Source organism: Burkholderia sp. WSM2230 (assembly GCF_000472445.1).
Taxonomy (GTDB): Bacteria; Pseudomonadota; Gammaproteobacteria; order Burkholderiales; family Burkholderiaceae; genus Paraburkholderia.
In genome coordinates this window covers 1-17555 of record NZ_AXAJ01000004.1, presented here as the reverse complement: position 1 = coordinate 17555, position 17555 = coordinate 1, and the positions used below count along the sequence as shown (strand labels likewise).

The window sequence follows — 17555 nt, the reverse complement described above, 5'->3', positions numbered from 1 at the left end:
GGTCGGTCATGCAATCGTTCATTCGATGAAGAGCGAGGCCAGCACGCGCCGCCGCCAGAATTTGCGCAGATCGCCACGCGTCACGCGGAGCGTGACCGAGCCGGTGTCGCCGCACAGCGTCAGGCCGAGTTCCGCGAGCGCGCCGGATTCGAGCGCCGCGAGCGCCGGTTCGAGCCAGTCGCCCTGGAGGGCCGAGAAGGCCGCGTTCCAGCGCGCCCAATCCTGCTCGATGAATGGTGCCGAGAACGGATCGAGCTCGACGAGCGCCGTGTTGTTTGCACTGCCGTTCGCGTCGATCAAGGACGTCAGCGCCGCGAATGACGCTGGCGGCGCGGCGACGCGCGCGCCCGCCGTGAGCGCGAGGCCGCGTGTGGCGGCGGCGTCGGAGAATACCTGCGTGAAAGGACTGCGCACCGGGCCTGCCGCGCCTTGCGCATGAAACCAGATCGAATTGACGGCGGGCAGGCCGCGCGCTTCACGCGCCTCGTTGACGGGGTGCTCGAACCACGCCATCTGCACTTCGTTCTGCAGCTTCATCCACGCGCGCGAACGCTCGCCGGAATGCGCCTCGTGCGGCAACCAGATTTCGATGTTGCGGCCGCTTGCGCGCAACGGCGACGCGCCGGCGAGCGCGCCGAAGTCGTCGCCCGACAGATACCAGCGGGTGGGCTTCGGCGCTTCGATACGCACGCCGAGTTCCTCGATCAGCGGTCTCGCAACCGCGAGCAGCGCGCCCGCTTCATCGTCCGACAGTTCGAGCGAGGCCGGGTCGATCAGCACCAGGTGGTCATGCGCGATGCGCACGTGCACCGGCTGCACGCAGGCCCAGGTCGCGTCGCCGGGATCGCCGCCGTCGGCGCGCAGCATGTAAGGGGCGAGCGGGGCTTCGTCGGCGGCTGGCGCGCCGGTGGCGCCTGTCGCGCTGCCGGATAACGCGCCGAACTGGCGGGCGATCCAGCGTTCATGCGGCAGCGTGCGCTGAAAATCTTCCCCGATCACGCGCTCTACCAGCGTCGCGCGGGCGATCAGGCGGTCCAGGGCGGGACTGCGGATGTCGTGCAGGGCGGTGGCGGCGTCGGCTGCGGCGGGCAGCGCGAAAGGAAGCAGCAGATGGAGGCGGTTGGCGTGCATGATGCTGCGCATTGTAGGGCAAAGCGCGCGGCGGTTTCGAGTGATGCGGCTCCGCGCCCGCAGCTACGCCCGGCAGCCCTCAACCGTTCCCATTACGCGGCGGCGCGGCATTGTATGGCAAACTTCGCGCTTGGTTGACGGTGGCGGCATCGGCAATCCGTAGCGGACTTCAGGCCGAAGCCCCGCCCGGAACCATCCCGATTGCCGCGACACCAATGATCAGGGCACTCGGGGCCGCGCAGCCGCGCAACCGCAAGCACGCGCAGGCAGAGGTGAGCAACGGCAGCCGCGCGGTGCGGCATCTCCGGTGGCCGAAGAACGCAGAAAAGGACTCGCTTGAAATTTCCCTACGAATGGCAGATCGGCTGGCGCTACACGCGCGCCGGCAAACGCACGACCGGCAACGGCTTCATTTCGTTCATCGCGCTCGTTTCGATGTCGGGCATCGCGCTAGGCGTGGCCGCGCTGATCGTCGTGCTCTCCGTGATGAACGGCTTCCAGAAAGAAGTGCGAGACCGGATGCTGTCGGTGCTAGCGCACGTCGAAATTTTTTCGCCGACAGGCTCGATGCCCAACTGGCAGCTCACCGCTCAGGAAGCGCGCCAGAACAAGGAAGTGATCGGCGCGGCGCCCTATGTCGAAGCGCAGGCGCTGCTCACGCGCCAGGATGCGGTAAGCGGCGTCGCGCTGCGCGGCATCGAGCCCTCGCTCGAGCCGCAGGTGTCGGACATCGGCAAGGAAATGAAAGGCGGCAAGCTGACCAATCTGGTGCCGGGGGAGTTCGGCATCGTGCTGGGCGCGGATCTCGCGACCAATCTCGGCGTGGCCGTCAACGACAAGATCACCCTCGTCGCGCCCGAAGGCACGATCACGCCGGCCGGCATGCTGCCGCGCCTGAAGCAGTTCACGGTGGTGGGCATTTTCGAATCCGGGCATTACGAGTACGACAGCACGCTTGCGCTCATCAACATCAAGGACGCGCAGGCGCTGTTCCGGCTGCCCGCGCCGACCGGCGTGCGGCTGCGCCTCGTCGACATGCAGCGGGCGCCCGAAGTCGCGCATCAGCTCGCGCGCAGTCTGTCGGGCGACCTGTATATCCGCGACTGGACCCAGCAGAACAAGACCTGGTTCTCGGCCGTGCAGATCGAAAAACGCATGATGTTCATCATCCTCACGCTGATCATCGCGGTCGCGGCGTTCAACCTGGTGTCCTCGCTCGTGATGACCGTGACCAACAAGCAGGCCGACATCGCGATTTTGCGCACGCTCGGCGCGCAGCCGCGTTCGATCATGAAGATTTTCGTCGTGCAGGGCGTGACCATCGGCTTCATCGGCACGGCAACCGGCGTTGCGCTCGGTTGCCTGATCGCGTGGAGCATTCCGTGGCTCGTGCCGATGATCGAGCATGCGCTCGGCGTGCAGTTCCTGCCGCCGTCGGTGTATTTCATCAGCGAGTTGCCGTCCGAGCTGATTCCCGCCGACGTCGCGCGCATCGGCATCATTGCATTCCTGATGTCGGCGGTGGCGACGCTCTATCCGAGCTGGCGCGGTGCGAAGGTCCGTCCCGCGGAGGCGCTGCGCTATGAATGACCGCTCGGCAACCTTATCCGTGGCCGCTCAGGACATGACGCCCCATCCCTATGTGCTGGAAGCGACCGGCATTTCGAAGTCGTTCGTGCAGGGCGGCCTGAACGTGCAGGTGCTCAACAATACGCAACTGAGCGTGCGGCGCGGCGAGAAACTCGCCATCGTCGGTGCGTCGGGTTCGGGCAAGAGCACGCTGTTGCACGTGCTCGGCGGTCTCGACGATCCGAGCGCGGGCCATGTCTCGGTAATGGGCAAGCCGTTCACGAAGCTGTCCGAGCGCGAACGCAACGACCTGCGCAATCGCGCGCTCGGCTTCGTGTATCAGTTCCATCATCTGCTGCCGGAGTTTTCCGCGCTCGACAACGTCGCGATGCCGCTGCGCATCCGCCGCATGACGACGGAGGCGTCGCGTCGCGAAGCGCTCGCCGTGCTGGAGCGCGTCGGCATGGCGCATCGCGCGAAACATCGGCCGGGCGAGCTGTCGGGCGGCGAGCGTCAGCGCGTCGCGATCGCGCGGGCGCTGGTCACAAAGCCGGCGTGCGTGCTCGCCGACGAACCGACCGGCAACCTCGACGGCAGCACGGCCGACACGGTCTTCAACCTGATGCTCGAATTGTCGCGAACGCTCGAAACGAGCTTTGTGATCGTCACGCACGACCCGGAACTGGCGGGGCGGTGCGACCGGATCATGCGGCTGCGCGACGGCGTGCTGCACGAAGAGCCGCCGGTGCCGGTGTGACTGCGCGGCCCGATTGACCGACGCGCGGGGCGTTTGTGACCCCGGGTGTTGGCCCTCAGGCCGGCATAATCAGCTCTGTAAGCGAGGCAAGTCATGTGGATCGATACGCACTGCCATCTCGACGCTTCGGAATTCGACGCCGACCGCGAGCGTGTCGCAGCGGCGGCGCAAAGCGCGGGCGTCGGGCGTATCGTGATTCCGGCGATCGGCCGGCAGAACTTCGCGACCGTGCGCGAGCTCGCGCATAGCTTCGAGGGCGGTGCCTACGCGCTCGGTATTCATCCGCTCTTCACGCCGTCCGCACAGGACCACGATCTCGAATTGCTGCGCGCGGAAATCGAGGCGAGTCTCGATGATCCGCGTTTCGTGGGCATCGGCGAAATCGGTCTGGACTATTTCGTCGACGGGCTCGACGACGCCCGCCAGCAATTCTTCTACAACGGCCAACTCGAGATCGCGCGCGAATTCGATCTGCCGGTAATCTGCCATGTGCGCAAATCGCAGGACCAGGTGATCAAGGGACTGCGCCGGCACCAGATTCACCGCGGCATTGCGCACGCGTTCAACGGCAGCTTCCAGCAGGCCGAGGCGTATATCGATCAGGGCATGCATCTCGGCTTCGGCGGCAATCTGACTTTCGAGCGCGCGCGGCAGATTCGCCGGCTTGCTGAACAGTTGCCGTTCGACGCGCTAGTGGTCGAGACGGACGCGCCCGACATCCCGCCGGCCTGGATCTACAAGCAGCGCAACTCGCCCGAGCAGATTCCCGGCATCGGCGCGGGCCTTGCGAAGTTGCGCGGCACTGCCGTCGACGAAACCGCCCTACGCACAACGGCTAACGCGCTCGCCGCGCTGCCGCGGCTCGCACTTTCCTCTGCATAATTCAAGCGGTTGATTCACAGTGGTTCGCGCCGGGCGAAACCCACGCCCCGGCCATGCCTGCGCTCGCGCGCCGTGCGGGTCGTGCCTCGCGTCCAGTACGCCGGGTGGTAGGCGTGGCTCGTGCGTCCGGCGCATGGCGGGCGGAGGGCGGATGCGTGCATGGTGGTGTGGGTTTGCGTTGGGCGTCGTGTGGCTGCAGCAGCAGGCGGTGCTGCCGGGCTTGAGCGGCTGGTGCGCGCTTGTCTCGGTAGGCTGTGCGGCGTTGGCTGCCGCCATCTGGGGCCTGCGCGAGCGTTTTCATGGGCCGCGCGACGGGCACGGCGCGTCCGCGCATGGGCCATTTTCACCTTGGCGGTCCTGCGCCGGTTGGGGCGCGCTATGCTGTGCGGCCTGGTGCGCGGGCTTCGGCTATGCCGCGTGGCGTGCCGAGGCACGGCTTGCGTCGAGCTTGCCGCTTGCGTGGGAGGGGCGCGACATCGACGTGGTCGGCAGCATTAAAGGCTTGCCCGTGCGCGACGACCAGGGCGTGCGCTTTCTTTTCGAGGTGGAGTCGACCGAGGCGCTCCCGCCTGGCCTTGCTTCATCCGCGGCGGCCGCTTTTCCGCGCGTGATTCAGCTCGCATGGATCGACGACGAAGCGCCCGCACCGCCGCTCGCGCCGGGCGAGCGCTGGCGTTTGCGGGTGCGTCTGAAACGGCCGCATGGCAATGCGAATTTCGGTCTGCGCGACGCGGAAGCTGCGTTGCTTGCGCGCAACGTGCGGGCCACCGGCTATGTGAGCGCGGCGGCGCAGGCGGCCAGGTTGCCCAAAGACGCACGTGGCATCGGCGTGACCGTGGACCGCTGGCGCGCGACGCTGCGAGCGCGGATCGACACCGTGCTCGCGAGCGCGGCGCATCGCGGCATCGTGGTCGCGCTCTCGATCGGCGCACAGGACGAAATCAGCGCCGCCGACTGGCAACTGATGCGCGCCACCGGCACCAGTCATCTGGTGGCGATTTCCGGTTTGCATATCGGCTTTGCCGCGGGCCTTGCGGCGTGGCTTGTCGGCACTGTCTGGCGACGCTCCGGATGGATAGGCCGCCACTGGCCGTTGCGGCTTCCCGCGCAAATCGTCGCGGTGATGGGCGGCACACTATTTGCCGCGTTGCACGCCGCGCTCGCCGGATTCAACGTGCCGGTGCAGCGCGCGCTATGGATGGCGAGCGTCGTCGCGCTTGCCTACGTGAGCGGGCGCAATGTGCCGCGCTCGGCCGTGCTTGCATGGGCGCTCGGGCTCGTGCTGCTTATCGATCCGTGGGCGGTGGTGTCGGCGGGATTCTGGTTGTCGTTTTGCGCGGTCGCGGCGATTCTTTACGCCGCGTCGGGGCGGCCACGCGTGCAGAACCATGAGCAGCACACTGACGAGATCGACGACGAAAACGACGCCGTACCCGGCCCCTCCTCGCGCTCCTCGCGCTCCTCGGGCTTCTTGCGCTTGTTGCGCCTCCAGCGCTTGCGCGCCGCTGCCGCGCGGCGCATGCGGGCCTTCGGCGAACGGCTTCGTGGTGCCGCGCATGTACAGCTTGCGGTAACGCTCGCGCTCGCGCCGCTGACCGTCTTGTGGTTCGCGCAGATTCCGTTGATCGGGCCGCTCGCGAATGCGTTCGCCATTCCGTGGGTCAGCGTGTTCGTCACGCCTGCGGTGCTGGCCGGCATGGCGCTGCCCGCGCCGCTGGATGCATGGGCGCTGCGAACCGCCCACGCATTGCTCGACGTGATGATGACGGGACTGCAGTGGCTCTCCGGCCCGCGCTGGATGCTCTGGTGGCTGCCGCAGCCGGATGGCTGGGCGCTCGCCGCCGCCGTGGCGGGCGTGCTGTGGTGTCTCGCACCGCGCGGCTGGCCGCTGCGCTGGGCGGCGCCGCTCACGTGGTTGCCGCTGGTTGTCCCGGCACCGTCCGGGCCGCCGCACGGCAGCTTCCGGTTGACCGCGCTGGATGTCGGGCAAGGCACCTCCGTGCTGATCGAGACCGCGCATCATGCGCTGCTGTTCGATACCGGGCCGGGGCCCGAATCGACCCATGCGGGCGAGCGAGTGGTGGTGCCGTTCTTGCGCGCGCAAGGCGTGAACGCGCTGGATACCCTGATCGTCAGTCATGCGGATTCCGACCACTCGGGCGGCGCGCCGGCCGTGCTGGACGCAATCGAGGTTCGTCAGATGGTCGCGGCACTTGCGCCCGCTAACGCGCTGTGGGCGAATGCGCGGCAACGCGGCGCGGATACGTTGCCGTGCGCCGCTGGGCAGCGCTGGCAATGGGACGGCGTCGAGTTCGCGATGCTCTGGCCCGACGCGGGGCCGCTGCAAGGAAAGCCGAACGCGCATTGCTGCGTGCTGCGCGTGAGCACGTTGCCTCGGGCGGTGACCGGGTCGGCTGCGCGTGACGCAATGGTCAGCGCGGCGGATAGCCAGGCAAATAGTGAGCAGCACGGCGGACCGACCGGCACTCCAAACCCGCAAGCCGCAGAGGCGCCGCTTGCCGCTCTGCTCACGGCGGACATCGAGGCCCCCGCCGAACGCATGCTGCTGTCGCGCGATCGCGAAATGCTGCGCGCCCAGGTGCTCGTGGTTCCGCATCATGGCAGCAAGACTTCGTCGACCGAACCGTTCCTCGATTCTATCGACCCGCTCGTCGCGCTATTTCAGGTAGGCTATCGCAACCGCTTTCATCATCCGAGTGCGGGCGTGCTGGCGCGCTATTCGGCGCGGCATATCGAGCTGGGCAGGAGCGATGCGGACGGCGCGGTGCGCGTTTTCGTCGATCCATACTTCGCGACGCGTGAAGGCCCGTCTGCGCGAGACGCCGCGCTCACGGTCGAGCGTTATCGCGACACGCACCGGCGCTACTGGATGGATCGTTGATTGCTCGCTCGGCCATTCATAGATCGTGGCCGGGGATCACGGAAACATCACAAAAGGACAGGCTAAAGAGTGGCGGTTTCCACACGCGTTTCCACACGTGGGCAGCGAGCCACACAGCACGCGTCGCCACGACCGCATCGCAACACATCTGCCGTATGCGGCAAAGCTTCATCCGCTGCGAGAAAACAGAAGGGAGACAACCGCAGTTGAAAAACATCATTCACTTTTCGCACGCGAACGGCTTTCCGGCCTCGACTTACCGGACGATTTTCGCCGAACTCTCCGATGACTACGAGGTGCGCTATATCGAACGCATCGCGCACGATCCGCGCTTTCCGGTGACGCAGGACTGGCCGCATCTCGTCGAACAATTGCTCGACGACATCGGTCGCAGCTACGAGGAGCCCGTGTGGCTCGTCGGCCATTCGCTCGGCGGCTATCTGTCGCTGATGGCCGCGCTGAAAAAGCCACAGTGGGTGAGGGGCGTTGTGATGCTGGATTCTCCGGTGGTCGCGGGCTGGCGCAGCAGCATCCTGCGCGTCTCGCAGTGGACGGGGCTCGACGAGCGGCTCTCGCCCGCGGCCGCCACGCGCACGCGCCGCACGCACTGGGCGAGCCGCGACGAGGTATGGCGGCATTTCCATGCGAAGCCCGCGTTCGCGCGCTGGGACGAGCGCATGCTGTCCGACTACATCGACTTCGGCATTCCGCAGGTTTCGCATGACGGCTCGCGCAGCCTCGCGTTCGATCGCCGCATCGAATATCAGATCTACCGAACCTTGCCGCACACGCTCGGCGCGCGGCTCGCGCGCGGCGCGCCGGTACCGGTCGGTTTCATCGCCGGCACGCGGTCGAAAGAGATCCGCCAGGTTGGTTTGAGCGCCACGCGCCGCGCGACGGGCGGCCATATCGAATGGATCGAGGGCAGCCATCTCTTTCCGATGGAAAAGCCGATCGAAACCGCGCGCGCCGTGCAGCGGATGTTGCGCGAACTGAACGCGCGCGGCTGAGGCGGCGCTCGTCGATCACGGGCGGTTTGCACGGCGCGTGGGCGCGCCGGGGTTGCTCGCATTTTGCTCGGTTGGGACCCTGCTTTACGGTATAATCCGTTTTTCCCGCGAGCATCCAGCGATGACCAAATATGTTTTCGTCACCGGCGGCGTAGTATCTTCCCTCGGCAAGGGTATTGCCGCCGCTTCCCTCGCCGCGATCCTCGAATCGCGCGGTCTTAAAGTCACCCTTCTCAAGCTCGATCCCTACATCAACGTCGACCCCGGCACGATGAGCCCGTTCCAACACGGCGAAGTGTTCGTGACGGAAGACGGAGCGGAGACCGACCTCGACCTTGGCCACTACGAGCGCTTCATCAGCACGAAGATGCGCAAGGCCAATAACTTCACCACAGGCCAGATCTACGAATCGGTGATCCGCAAGGAACGCCGCGGCGATTATCTCGGCAAGACGGTGCAGGTCATTCCGCACATCACAAATGAAATCCAGGCGTTCGTCGAGCGCGGCGCGGCTTCCGCCACCTGCGGCGAGCCGGATGTCGCGATCGTCGAAGTAGGTGGCACGGTGGGTGACATCGAATCGCTGCCGTTCCTCGAAGCCGCGCGTCAGATGAGCCTGCGCATGGGCCGCAACAGTGCATGCTTCGTGCATCTCACGCTGGTGCCCTGGGTCGCCACCGCCGGCGAACTGAAAACCAAGCCCACGCAACACAGCGTGCAGAAGCTGCGCGAAATTGGTATTTCGCCGCACGTGCTGCTGTGCCGTGCCGACCGCCGCATTCCGGACGACGAACGCGCGAAGATCTCCATGTTCTCCAACGTCCCGGAAGACGCCGTCATTTCCGTGTGGGACGCGGACAGCATCTACAAGATTCCGCAGATGCTGCACGACCAGGGTCTTGACGCGATCATCTGCGAAGAACTCAAGCTCACGCCGAAGGCTGCCGACCTGTCCATGTGGGCAGAGCTCGTCGAAAAGCTGCAGAACCCGGAACACGAAGTCACGATCGGCATGGTCGGCAAGTATGTCGATCTGACGGAATCGTACAAGTCGCTGATCGAAGCGCTGCGCCACGCGTCCATGCATACGTCGACGCGCGTGAACATCGAGTACATCGATTCGGAAGAGATCGAGACGCAGGGCGTCGACAGTCTCAAGCATCTGGACGCCGTGCTCGTGCCTGGCGGCTTTGGCCGGCGCGGCACCGAAGGCAAGATTGCTGCAATCCGCTATGCGCGTGAAGCGAAGGTGCCGTACCTCGGCATCTGCCTCGGCATGCAACTGGCCGTGATCGAATTCGCACGCGACGTGGTGGGCCTGAAAGACGCGAACAGCACCGAGTTCGATCAGGAAACACCGAACCGCGTCGTCGCGCTCATCACCGAGTGGTACGACCGCGAAGGCCGGGTCGAAAAGCGCACTGAAGAATCCGATCTCGGCGGCACGATGCGCCTCGGTTCACAACGCTGCCCGATCAAGCCAGGCACCATGGCCGAAGAGATCTACGGCCGCGATGTGAACGAGCGCCATCGTCACCGTTATGAAGTCAATAACCGCTTCGTGCCCCAGCTCGAAGCCGGTGGTCTTATCATCAGCGCCCGTACCCCGAGTGAAGACCTGCCGGAAATGATGGAATTGCCGCGCAGCATGCACCCGTGGTTCGTCGGCGTGCAGTTCCACCCGGAATTCACGTCCACGCCGCGTGACGGCCATCCGCTGTTCAAGTCGTTCGTCGAGGCAGCGCTTGCGCATCAGCAGTCGCGCATCGCGAACGAAGTCGGGGAGAAAGCATGAAGCTGGGCGATTTCGAAATCGGGCTCGACAAGCCGTTTTTCCTGATCGCGGGCACTTGCGTTGTCGAATCGGAGCAAATGACGATCGACACTGCGGGCCGCCTGAAGGAAATCTGCGCGAAGCTGAACATTCCGTTCATCTACAAATCGTCGTACGACAAGGCCAATCGCAGCAGCGGCAAGTCGTTCCGCGGTCTTGGCATGGACGAAGGATTGCGCATTCTGTCGGAAGTGAAACGTCAGCTCGGTCTTCCGGTGCTGACCGACGTTCATGCCGAGCACGAGATCGAACAGGTCGCCTCGGTGGTCGACGTGCTGCAAACGCCGGCTTTTCTGTGCCGTCAGACCGATTTCATTCACGCTTGCGCGCGTTCGGGCAAACCGGTCAACATCAAGAAAGGCCAGTTTCTCGCGCCGCACGACATGAAGAATGTGATCGACAAGGCGCGCGACGCGGCACGCGAGGCGGGTCTTTCCGAAGACCGCTTCATGGCCTGCGAGCGCGGCGTGTCATTCGGTTATAACAATCTCGTCTCGGACATGCGCTCGCTCGCGATCATGCGCGAAACCAATGCGCCGGTCGTGTTCGACGCCACGCACTCGGTGCAATTGCCGGGCGGGCAGGGCACGAGTTCGGGCGGTCAGCGCGAATTCGTGCCGGTGCTCGCGCGTGCGGCAGTGGCAGTCGGCGTGGCGGGCCTCTTCATGGAAACGCACCCGAACCCGGCAGAAGCCAGGTCCGACGGCCCGAACGCCGTGCCGCTCAACCGCATGGCCGATCTGCTGGAGACGCTCGTTACGCTCGATCAGGCGGTAAAGCGCGCGCCGTTCCTCGAAAGCGATTTCAACTGATTCAGGCATTCGCCGCGCGTCGGCTCGCATCATCAGCCGGTCCACAGTAGGCGCGCGGCAAATGCACACAGTGGTTGTCGAACGTATCGGCGCGCAAGTTGTCTGTCGGGGTGGTCGGGCAACGCCACGGCAAGCGCCAGGTGCAGTGTCACAGTAACGAATTCATCGTCATTTCTTGAGGAAACCATGAGTGCTATCGTAGATATCATCGGTCGAGAGATTCTCGATTCGCGAGGCAACCCCACCGTCGAATGCGACGTGCTGCTCGAGTCCGGCACGATGGGACGCGCCGCGGTGCCGTCGGGCGCGTCCACCGGCTCGCGCGAAGCGATCGAACTGCGCGACGGCGAAACTGGCCGCTACAGCGGCAAGGGTGTGCTGAAGGCAGTCGAGCACATCAACACCGAAATCTCCGAAGCGATCATGGGCCTCGACGCTTCCGAGCAGGCTTTCCTCGACAAGACCCTGCTGGAGCTCGACGGCACGGACAACAAGTCGCGCCTCGGCGCAAATGCGATGCTGGCCGTTTCGATGGCCGTCGCGAAGGCCGCCGCAGAAGAAGCCGGCCTGCCGCTCTACCGTTACTTCGGCGGCTCGGGCGCAATGCAACTGCCGGTCCCGATGATGAACATCGTCAACGGCGGCGCGCACGCGAACAACAGCCTGGACATCCAGGAATTCATGATCGTCCCGGTCAGTCAGCCGACCTTCCGCGAAGCGCTGCGCTGCGGCGCCGAAGTGTTCCACGCGCTCAAGAAAATTCTGTCGGACCGTGGCATGAGCACGGCGGTGGGCGACGAAGGCGGCTTTGCGCCGAACTTCGGCAGCAACGACGAATGCCTGTCCACGATCCTGCAAGCCATCGAGAAAGCGGGCTACCGCGCCGGTGAAGACGTGCTCCTCGCGCTCGACTGCGCCGCAAGCGAGTTCTACCACGACGGCAAGTACCAGCTGGCGGGCGAAGGCCTGCAACTGTCGTCGGCGGAATTCACCGACTATCTGGCCACGCTCGCCGACAAGTTCCCGATCGTGTCGATCGAAGACGGCATGCACGAAGGCGACTGGGAAGGCTGGAAGCTCCTCACGGAAAAGCTCGGAAAGAAAATCCAGCTGGTGGGCGACGACCTGTTCGTCACCAACACGCGCATCCTGAAGGAAGGCATCGAGAAGGGCATCGCGAACTCGATCCTGATCAAGATCAACCAGATCGGCACGCTGACCGAAACCTTCGCCGCAATCGAAATGGCGAAGCGCGCGGGCTACACGGCTGTGATCTCGCACCGCTCGGGCGAAACGGAAGATTCGACCATTGCGGATATCGCCGTCGGCCTGAACGCCGGGCAGATCAAGACGGGTTCGCTGTCGCGCTCGGACCGTATCTCGAAGTACAACCAGCTGCTGCGTATCGAAGAAGACCTCGGCGATATCGCGAGCTATCCGGGCAAGTCGGCGTTCTACAATCTGCGCTAATCAATGGTTGTGACCACTGTTTTCTGCGCTGACCGATGAGCCGGTTTTTCTTCGTGTCTGATTGACCTCGCCGCCCTGCGTAAAGCGCAGGGCGGCGCGTATTTATTGTGCTTACTTCATGCGGCTCGTCACTGCTGTACTGATCGTTCTGCTGGTGTTGATCCAGTATCCGCTGTGGTGGGGCCATGGCGGATGGTTGCGCGTTCACGAACTGCAGCAGCAACTCGCGCAGCAGGTGCAAAAGAACGCCGACGCGAAGCTGCGCAACGAGCGCATTCAAGGCGAGGTGCAAGACTTGCAGAACGGCACGGCTGCCGTCGAAGAGCGCGCCCGCTACGAAATGGGCATGGTCAAGGACGGCGAAGTGTTCGTGCAGTTCGTGTCGCCGAATGCACCGTTGCCGACCGCCAACGCGCCTTCGGCCACCACGTCGACTCGCGGCGAGGTGTCTGCCGCGCCGCTGCACGTGGTGCCGAATCCGGAGTCGCGTGCCAGGCCTGAGCGCAAGCACGGCGGCAAGGCGGCAAAAGAGAAGAAGCCCGCGCACTGAGCTTGACGGCAATTGTTGTGCGTGGCGGCGGTTCAGGAGGGTGAAGGGCTGCGCAAGGCCAACAGCAACACAGAGCCGGAACGTAAAAAGGCGCGGTGTGAACCGCGCCTTTTTGCATGCATGGGCCGTGCAACAGCTGAAAATCCGCGGAAAAGCGTCATTCGCCGGCATCCGTGCATGCAGGCATGACGCCGGTCAGTTCATCACCAGCCCCAGTACGGCCCGAAGCCGACGCCAACTCCCGTGCCCCAGCCGTGTCCCCATCCACCGCCGTAGTAGCTGCCGTACACGGAGACGGGTACAGGCGGACTGTAATAACGCGACCAGGCCTGCGCGGCGTTTTCAGCGGCAATCGCCTGATTCTGCTCGGCCATGACCTGCTGATCGATCGCATCGTAACGTTGGCGCTCGGCCGGCGTCAGCGGTTGGGCGGTGCTCACCATGTCCGACTGGTCAGCAGGCAGCCGACTGTAGATGGGCGACGGGCCGGGCGGGTCCATCATGCAACCGGTCAGTGCCGCGAGGCCCGCGAGCACCGTCAGCACGGAGAGCGTGCGTGCGGCACCTGGCAACGAAGTGGAAATGCTCATGTTGAGTCTCGATAGATCGGATACCTAAACGGACATGAAGCGGCAACCAGGCGGCAACCAGGCCGCAACCAGGCGCCCCCCAACCAGACACAAAGCGCACGCCGGCCAGCCGCCGGGCGAACCTCAGGCACATGCGCAAGCGCCGGCCCGCCGGCCGTTTCAGTGCCGTTGCTCGGCGGCCGGCGTCACACCTTGTGAGAGTGCATTGGCGAGAAAAAGTTGCGCCACGTCGACCGGGTCGAACTCGTAGCGCTGGTTGCAGAATTCGCAATGAATCTCGACGTGGCCGCGCTCCGCGATCACGCTGTCCACTTCGTCGCGACCGAGCATCTTCAGCATCGAGCCGACTTTTTCGCGAGAGCAGGTACATTCGAATCGCGCGGTGGCCGGCTCGAAATGCTGAACGTTCTCCTGCCAGAACAGGCGGCGGAACACGGTTTCCGGCTCCTCCTTCAGCAACTCGTCCTGCGACAGCGTGCCGCCGAGCGTGCAAACGCGCTCCCACGTGTCCGCGTCGAGTTCGCCCGGATGTGGGACGATGCCGCCGTCGCCGGGAAGCTTTTGCAGCAGCATGCCGACCGCGCGCTCGGAGTTCGCCGCGAGCCATAGACGCGTGTCGAGCTGCTCCGAGTGATGCATGTAGTGCTCGAGGACTTCGGCCATCGAGCCAAGCGGCCCGTTCTCGCCTGAAAGCGGCACGATGCTTTGATACGGCTGCTGACCGGGCTTCTTGTCGCGCGGATCGAGCGTGATCACGCAACGACCGTGACCGCTTGCGTTGAGCAGCTCCACCATCGAGGTGGTCTCGCTAATCGTGCTGCCTTCGTCGCCGGAAAGCTTGGCGGTCGCGCGCATCGACAGGTCTGAGCTGCACTGAACCACCAGCATCTTGGCCGGGCCGTCGCCGAAAATCTGCATGATCAGCGTGCCGTCGAACTTCAGATTCGCCGACAGCAGCGCGCAGGCCGCCATCATTTCGCCGAGGATCGTGCGCACCGGCGCCGGATACTCGCGGCGCGTCAGCACTTCCTGCCACGTATTGCGCAGCGAAACGATTTCGCCGCGCACCGGCGCCGCGCTGAACATGAATTTTTGCAACTGGTCGCTCACAACTTTTCCTCTATCGAATGGCGCAGCACGGCGAAATGCGTGCATGCGCCGTGCGCCGCGCGCCCGGCCGGTTTAGCCGATGCGCACGAGCTGCGCCTTGAAATACTCGCGGCGCTCGGCATAACTTGCCGTGCCGCGCTGCATGTTGGCGATGTCCGCCTCGGTCAGTTCGCGCACCACTTTCGCGGGCGCGCCGAGAATCAGCGAATTGTCGGGAAACACCTTGCCTTCGGTTACGATGGCGCCCGCTCCGACCAGACAGTTGCGGCCGATTACCGCGCCATTCAAGACCACCGCCTGAATTCCGATCAGCGCACCTTCCTTGATCGTGCAGCCATGCAGCATGACCTGATGGCCGATTGTCACGTTGGCCTCGATCGTCAGCGGAAAGCCGGGGTCGGTGTGCAAGACCGCGTTTTCCTGCACGTTGCTGCCGGCGCCGAGCGTGATCGGCTCGTTGTCGCCGCGCAGCGTCGCGCCAAACCAGACGCTCGAATTTTCTTCCAGCGTCACGTTGCCGAGGATGGTCGCGGAATCCGCGACGAACACGCTTTCATGGATGTTCGGTGCGGCGTCGCCAAGCTTGTAAATGGTCACGTTGTCTCCTCGTGGATCGGTCGCCGGGCGGGGGACGGCTCGCGGCGTGTCGGGTTCGACGGCTCTTCGCGGGTTCTCGGTCGGCGCTTTTGGGCGCCTGGGAACGTCGAATCGAGTATTGTAAACGGTTGTGTGGTTCGGCCGCTTCGCCGTATGTGCCTCACGGTGGGCGCCGTGGCCTGGGTTGCCGGCTGGGCTGCCGTCGCTCCTGGACAGGCCGAGCGCTCAGCTTGACTCGCACGTCAGGCCCGCAAACGCTCGCCAACCGGCGCCCGTTCCATCCGCGCGCTGCCGCCGTCCGCGTCATTCACGCGATATCCGTCACGTTCATTAACTTTGCCGACTACGTTTTCATGATGTCCGCCGCCACACCTGGTTGCTTCGCGCCCTCCGCTTCGCCCGTTCAGTCCGCGCTCGCGACGAGCGGCGAGCCGCGTTGCGCGCGTACGGCGGCGCTCGCCGCGCTACGCGAAGCCGATCCGGCGAAGAAGGCAGGCGCCGCGCGCGCCCTCCACGCAGCGGTGGTCGACGGCAACTTGCCGTGGGACGCGAATATCACGCTGGACGAACCGCCGGGACTGCCCGGCCGGCCCGCGCGCCCGGAACTCGTCGAGCCGCGCCAGCTGGGACGGCGCAGCATGCAATCGCCGCAAGGGCGCGCAGTGCTGCTGCATGCGCTGGCCCATATCGAATTCAACGCGATCAATCTGGCGCTCGACGCCGTGTGGCGCTTCGCCGGCATGCCCGCTGCCTTCTACACCGACTGGCTGAAAGTCGCCGCCGAAGAGGCCTACCACTTCTCGCTGCTTGGCGCGCGGCTCGCGGAGTACGGTCATGCGTACGGCGACTTTCCCGCCCACGACGGTCTGTGGGACATGTGCGAGCGCACCCGCGGCGACGTGCTCGCGCGCATGGCGCTGGTGCCGCGCACACTCGAAGCGCGCGGCCTCGATGCCTCGCCGCCCATTCGTGCGCGTCTGCTGCAGGCGGGAGACCAGCAGTCGGCGTCGATTCTCGACGTGATACTGCGCGACGAAATCGGTCACGTGCTGATCGGCAACCGCTGGTTCCGTCATCTGTGCGACGAGGGCGGGCTGGATCCGCATGCGACCTACACGCGCCTTGCCACTGAGTATCACGCGCCGAAATTGCGCGGTCCGTTCAACTTCGAGGCACGCCGCGACGCTGGTTTCGATGACGCCGAACTCGCCGAACTGGCGGCTTTCGCGGGTGTCGAGGTCGACAACGCGCAGATCGGGCCGGCGCCTCGCGACTGACTTGTTCCATCAGTTGGTTGCCGCCTGCCGTCCGCTTATCTCGTTATAATCGAACGATCATTCTTTTCCGGCGTGCGTCCCACCATGAATACCTCCCGCTCCGAGTTCGTCGCTGTGCGCGGCATCCGTCTGCATGTGCGGCGCTGGGGGCATCCCGATGCGCCTGCGCTCTTCATGCTGCACGGCTGGATGGACGTGGCGGCGTCGTTCCAGTTTGTCGTCGATGCGCTCGGGGGTGACTGGCAGGTCATCGCGCCCGACATGCGCGGCTTCGGTCTGTCCGACTGGCCTGTCGCGCAAGGCGGCGGCGGGCATTACTGGTTCCACGATTACCTCGCCGATCTGGATGCGCTGCTCGACCATTACGCGCCGACCGGTCAGGTGAACCTGATCGGGCATAGCCTCGGTGCGAACGTCGTCTGCCTGTATGCGGGCGCGCGGCCCGAGCGCGTGCGGCGCGTGGTGGATCTGGAAGGCTTTGGACTCGCGCCCGCGCACGCCGCGCAAGCCCCGAAACGTCTGCAAAACTGGCTCGACGAGTTGCGCGATCCGCCGCAACTGAAGCGCTACGCGTCGCTCGATGAAGTCGCCGGGCGGCTCGTCAAAACGAATCCTCGGCTTGCCCGGGCTCGCGCACAGTTCCTGGCAAAGCACTGGTCGAAGCCGGACGGTGAGGGCCGTTTCATGTTGCTCGCGGATCCGGCGCACAAGCTGCGCGGCCCGACGCTGTACCGTCTGGACGAGGTGATGGCCGTCTGGCGCAAGGTGAGCGCGAAAGTGCTGCACGTGGAAGCAGCCAATTCGCCGACGCTTGCCACACTCGCCGGCGAGATTCCGCTCGACGAATTCAAGGCGCGCTTTCAGGCGTTTGCCGACTGGCGCGAGAAGATCATCGATGAGGCGGGGCACATGGTGCACCACGATCAGCCGGAACAGGTCGCCGCGCTGATCGAGGGATTCTGCGCATAGCGCAGGCGGTGGCGCGAGAGGCGAGAGGCGGGAGGCGGGAGGCGGGAGGCGGGAGGCGTGAGGCGGGAGGCGAGAGGCGGGAGGCGAGAGGCGGG

The 17555-nt window shown here is 65.1% G+C and carries 15 protein-coding genes; 11 read left to right on the top strand and 4 right to left on the bottom strand.

Annotated features, from left to right (window positions below; genetic code table 11):
* Positions 1 to 18 precede the first annotated feature (18 nt).
* Positions 19 to 1143 (bottom strand): hypothetical protein, encoded by a 1125-nt coding sequence (locus tag A3AC_RS0110290; protein WP_025598733.1) that lies wholly within the window; start codon positions 1141 to 1143, stop codon positions 19 to 21.
* A 324-nt stretch (positions 1144 to 1467) separates the two neighbouring features.
* On the opposite strand from A3AC_RS0110290, the gene A3AC_RS0110285 reads away from it, so the two are divergent.
* From A3AC_RS0110285 to ftsB, 9 genes are all read left to right on the top strand, one after another.
* On the top strand, positions 1468 to 2721 hold the full coding sequence (locus A3AC_RS0110285) for a lipoprotein-releasing ABC transporter permease subunit (protein ID WP_025598732.1): 1254 nt from the start codon (positions 1468 to 1470) through the stop codon (positions 2719 to 2721).
* On the top strand, positions 2714 to 3457 hold the full coding sequence (gene lolD / locus A3AC_RS0110280) for a lipoprotein-releasing ABC transporter ATP-binding protein LolD (protein ID WP_025598731.1): 744 nt from the start codon (positions 2714 to 2716) through the stop codon (positions 3455 to 3457). Before A3AC_RS0110285 ends, lolD begins: the two co-directional genes overlap by 8 nt.
* 93 nt (positions 3458 to 3550) lie before the next feature.
* A complete protein-coding gene (locus A3AC_RS0110275) occupies positions 3551 to 4339 on the top strand; it encodes a TatD family hydrolase (protein WP_025598730.1) in 789 nt (262 codons plus the stop codon).
* A 151-nt stretch (positions 4340 to 4490) separates the two neighbouring features.
* Positions 4491 to 7241, top strand: coding sequence for a ComEC/Rec2 family competence protein (locus A3AC_RS0110270; protein ID WP_025598729.1), 2751 nt, complete (start codon positions 4491 to 4493; stop codon positions 7239 to 7241).
* A gap of 206 nt (positions 7242 to 7447) precedes the next feature.
* Positions 7448 to 8251 carry an alpha/beta fold hydrolase gene (locus tag A3AC_RS0110265; RefSeq protein ID WP_025598728.1) on the top strand — a complete coding sequence of 268 codons (804 nt, stop codon included), beginning with the start codon at positions 7448 to 7450 and terminating at the stop codon, positions 8249 to 8251.
* 121 nt (positions 8252 to 8372) lie between these two features.
* Positions 8373 to 10046 carry a CTP synthase gene (locus tag A3AC_RS0110260; protein WP_025598727.1) on the top strand — a complete coding sequence of 558 codons (1674 nt, stop codon included), beginning with the start codon at positions 8373 to 8375 and terminating at the stop codon, positions 10044 to 10046.
* Entirely contained in the window at positions 10043 to 10897 is an 855-nt protein-coding gene (gene kdsA, locus A3AC_RS0110255) for a 3-deoxy-8-phosphooctulonate synthase (protein WP_025598725.1), read from the top strand. The genes A3AC_RS0110260 and kdsA overlap by 4 nt, the downstream gene beginning before the upstream one ends.
* A gap of 186 nt (positions 10898 to 11083) precedes the next feature.
* A complete protein-coding gene (gene eno / locus A3AC_RS0110250) occupies positions 11084 to 12367 on the top strand; it encodes a phosphopyruvate hydratase (protein WP_013588905.1) in 1284 nt (427 codons plus the stop codon).
* Between the two features lie 118 nt (positions 12368 to 12485).
* Positions 12486 to 12917, top strand: coding sequence for a cell division protein FtsB (gene ftsB, locus A3AC_RS0110245; protein ID WP_025598723.1), 432 nt, complete (start codon positions 12486 to 12488; stop codon positions 12915 to 12917).
* 203 nt (positions 12918 to 13120) lie between these two features.
* Here ftsB and A3AC_RS0110240 read toward each other — a convergent pair whose 3' ends face one another.
* From A3AC_RS0110240 to A3AC_RS0110230, 3 genes are all read right to left on the bottom strand, one after another.
* A complete protein-coding gene (locus A3AC_RS0110240) occupies positions 13121 to 13507 on the bottom strand; it encodes a hypothetical protein (RefSeq protein ID WP_025598721.1) in 387 nt (128 codons plus the stop codon).
* Between the two features lie 159 nt (positions 13508 to 13666).
* Entirely contained in the window at positions 13667 to 14617 is a 951-nt protein-coding gene (gene hslO / locus A3AC_RS0110235) for an Hsp33 family molecular chaperone HslO (RefSeq protein ID WP_025598720.1), read from the bottom strand.
* A gap of 72 nt (positions 14618 to 14689) precedes the next feature.
* Positions 14690 to 15214: a gamma carbonic anhydrase family protein gene (locus A3AC_RS0110230; RefSeq protein WP_025598719.1), complete on the bottom strand. Its 525-nt coding sequence runs from the start codon at positions 15212 to 15214 to the stop codon at positions 14690 to 14692.
* Positions 15215 to 15567: 353 nt separating this feature from the next.
* Between A3AC_RS0110230 and A3AC_RS0110225 the strand changes: the two genes are divergently transcribed.
* Together A3AC_RS0110225 and A3AC_RS0110220 are read left to right on the top strand one after the other, a co-directional pair.
* Complete coding sequence (locus A3AC_RS0110225) at positions 15568 to 16491, top strand: ferritin-like domain-containing protein (protein WP_025598718.1); 924 nt, start codon at positions 15568 to 15570, stop codon at positions 16489 to 16491.
* Positions 16492 to 16575: 84 nt separating this feature from the next.
* Positions 16576 to 17460 carry an alpha/beta fold hydrolase gene (locus A3AC_RS0110220; RefSeq protein WP_025598717.1) on the top strand — a complete coding sequence of 295 codons (885 nt, stop codon included), beginning with the start codon at positions 16576 to 16578 and terminating at the stop codon, positions 17458 to 17460.
* Positions 17461 to 17555: the final 95 nt, after the last annotated feature.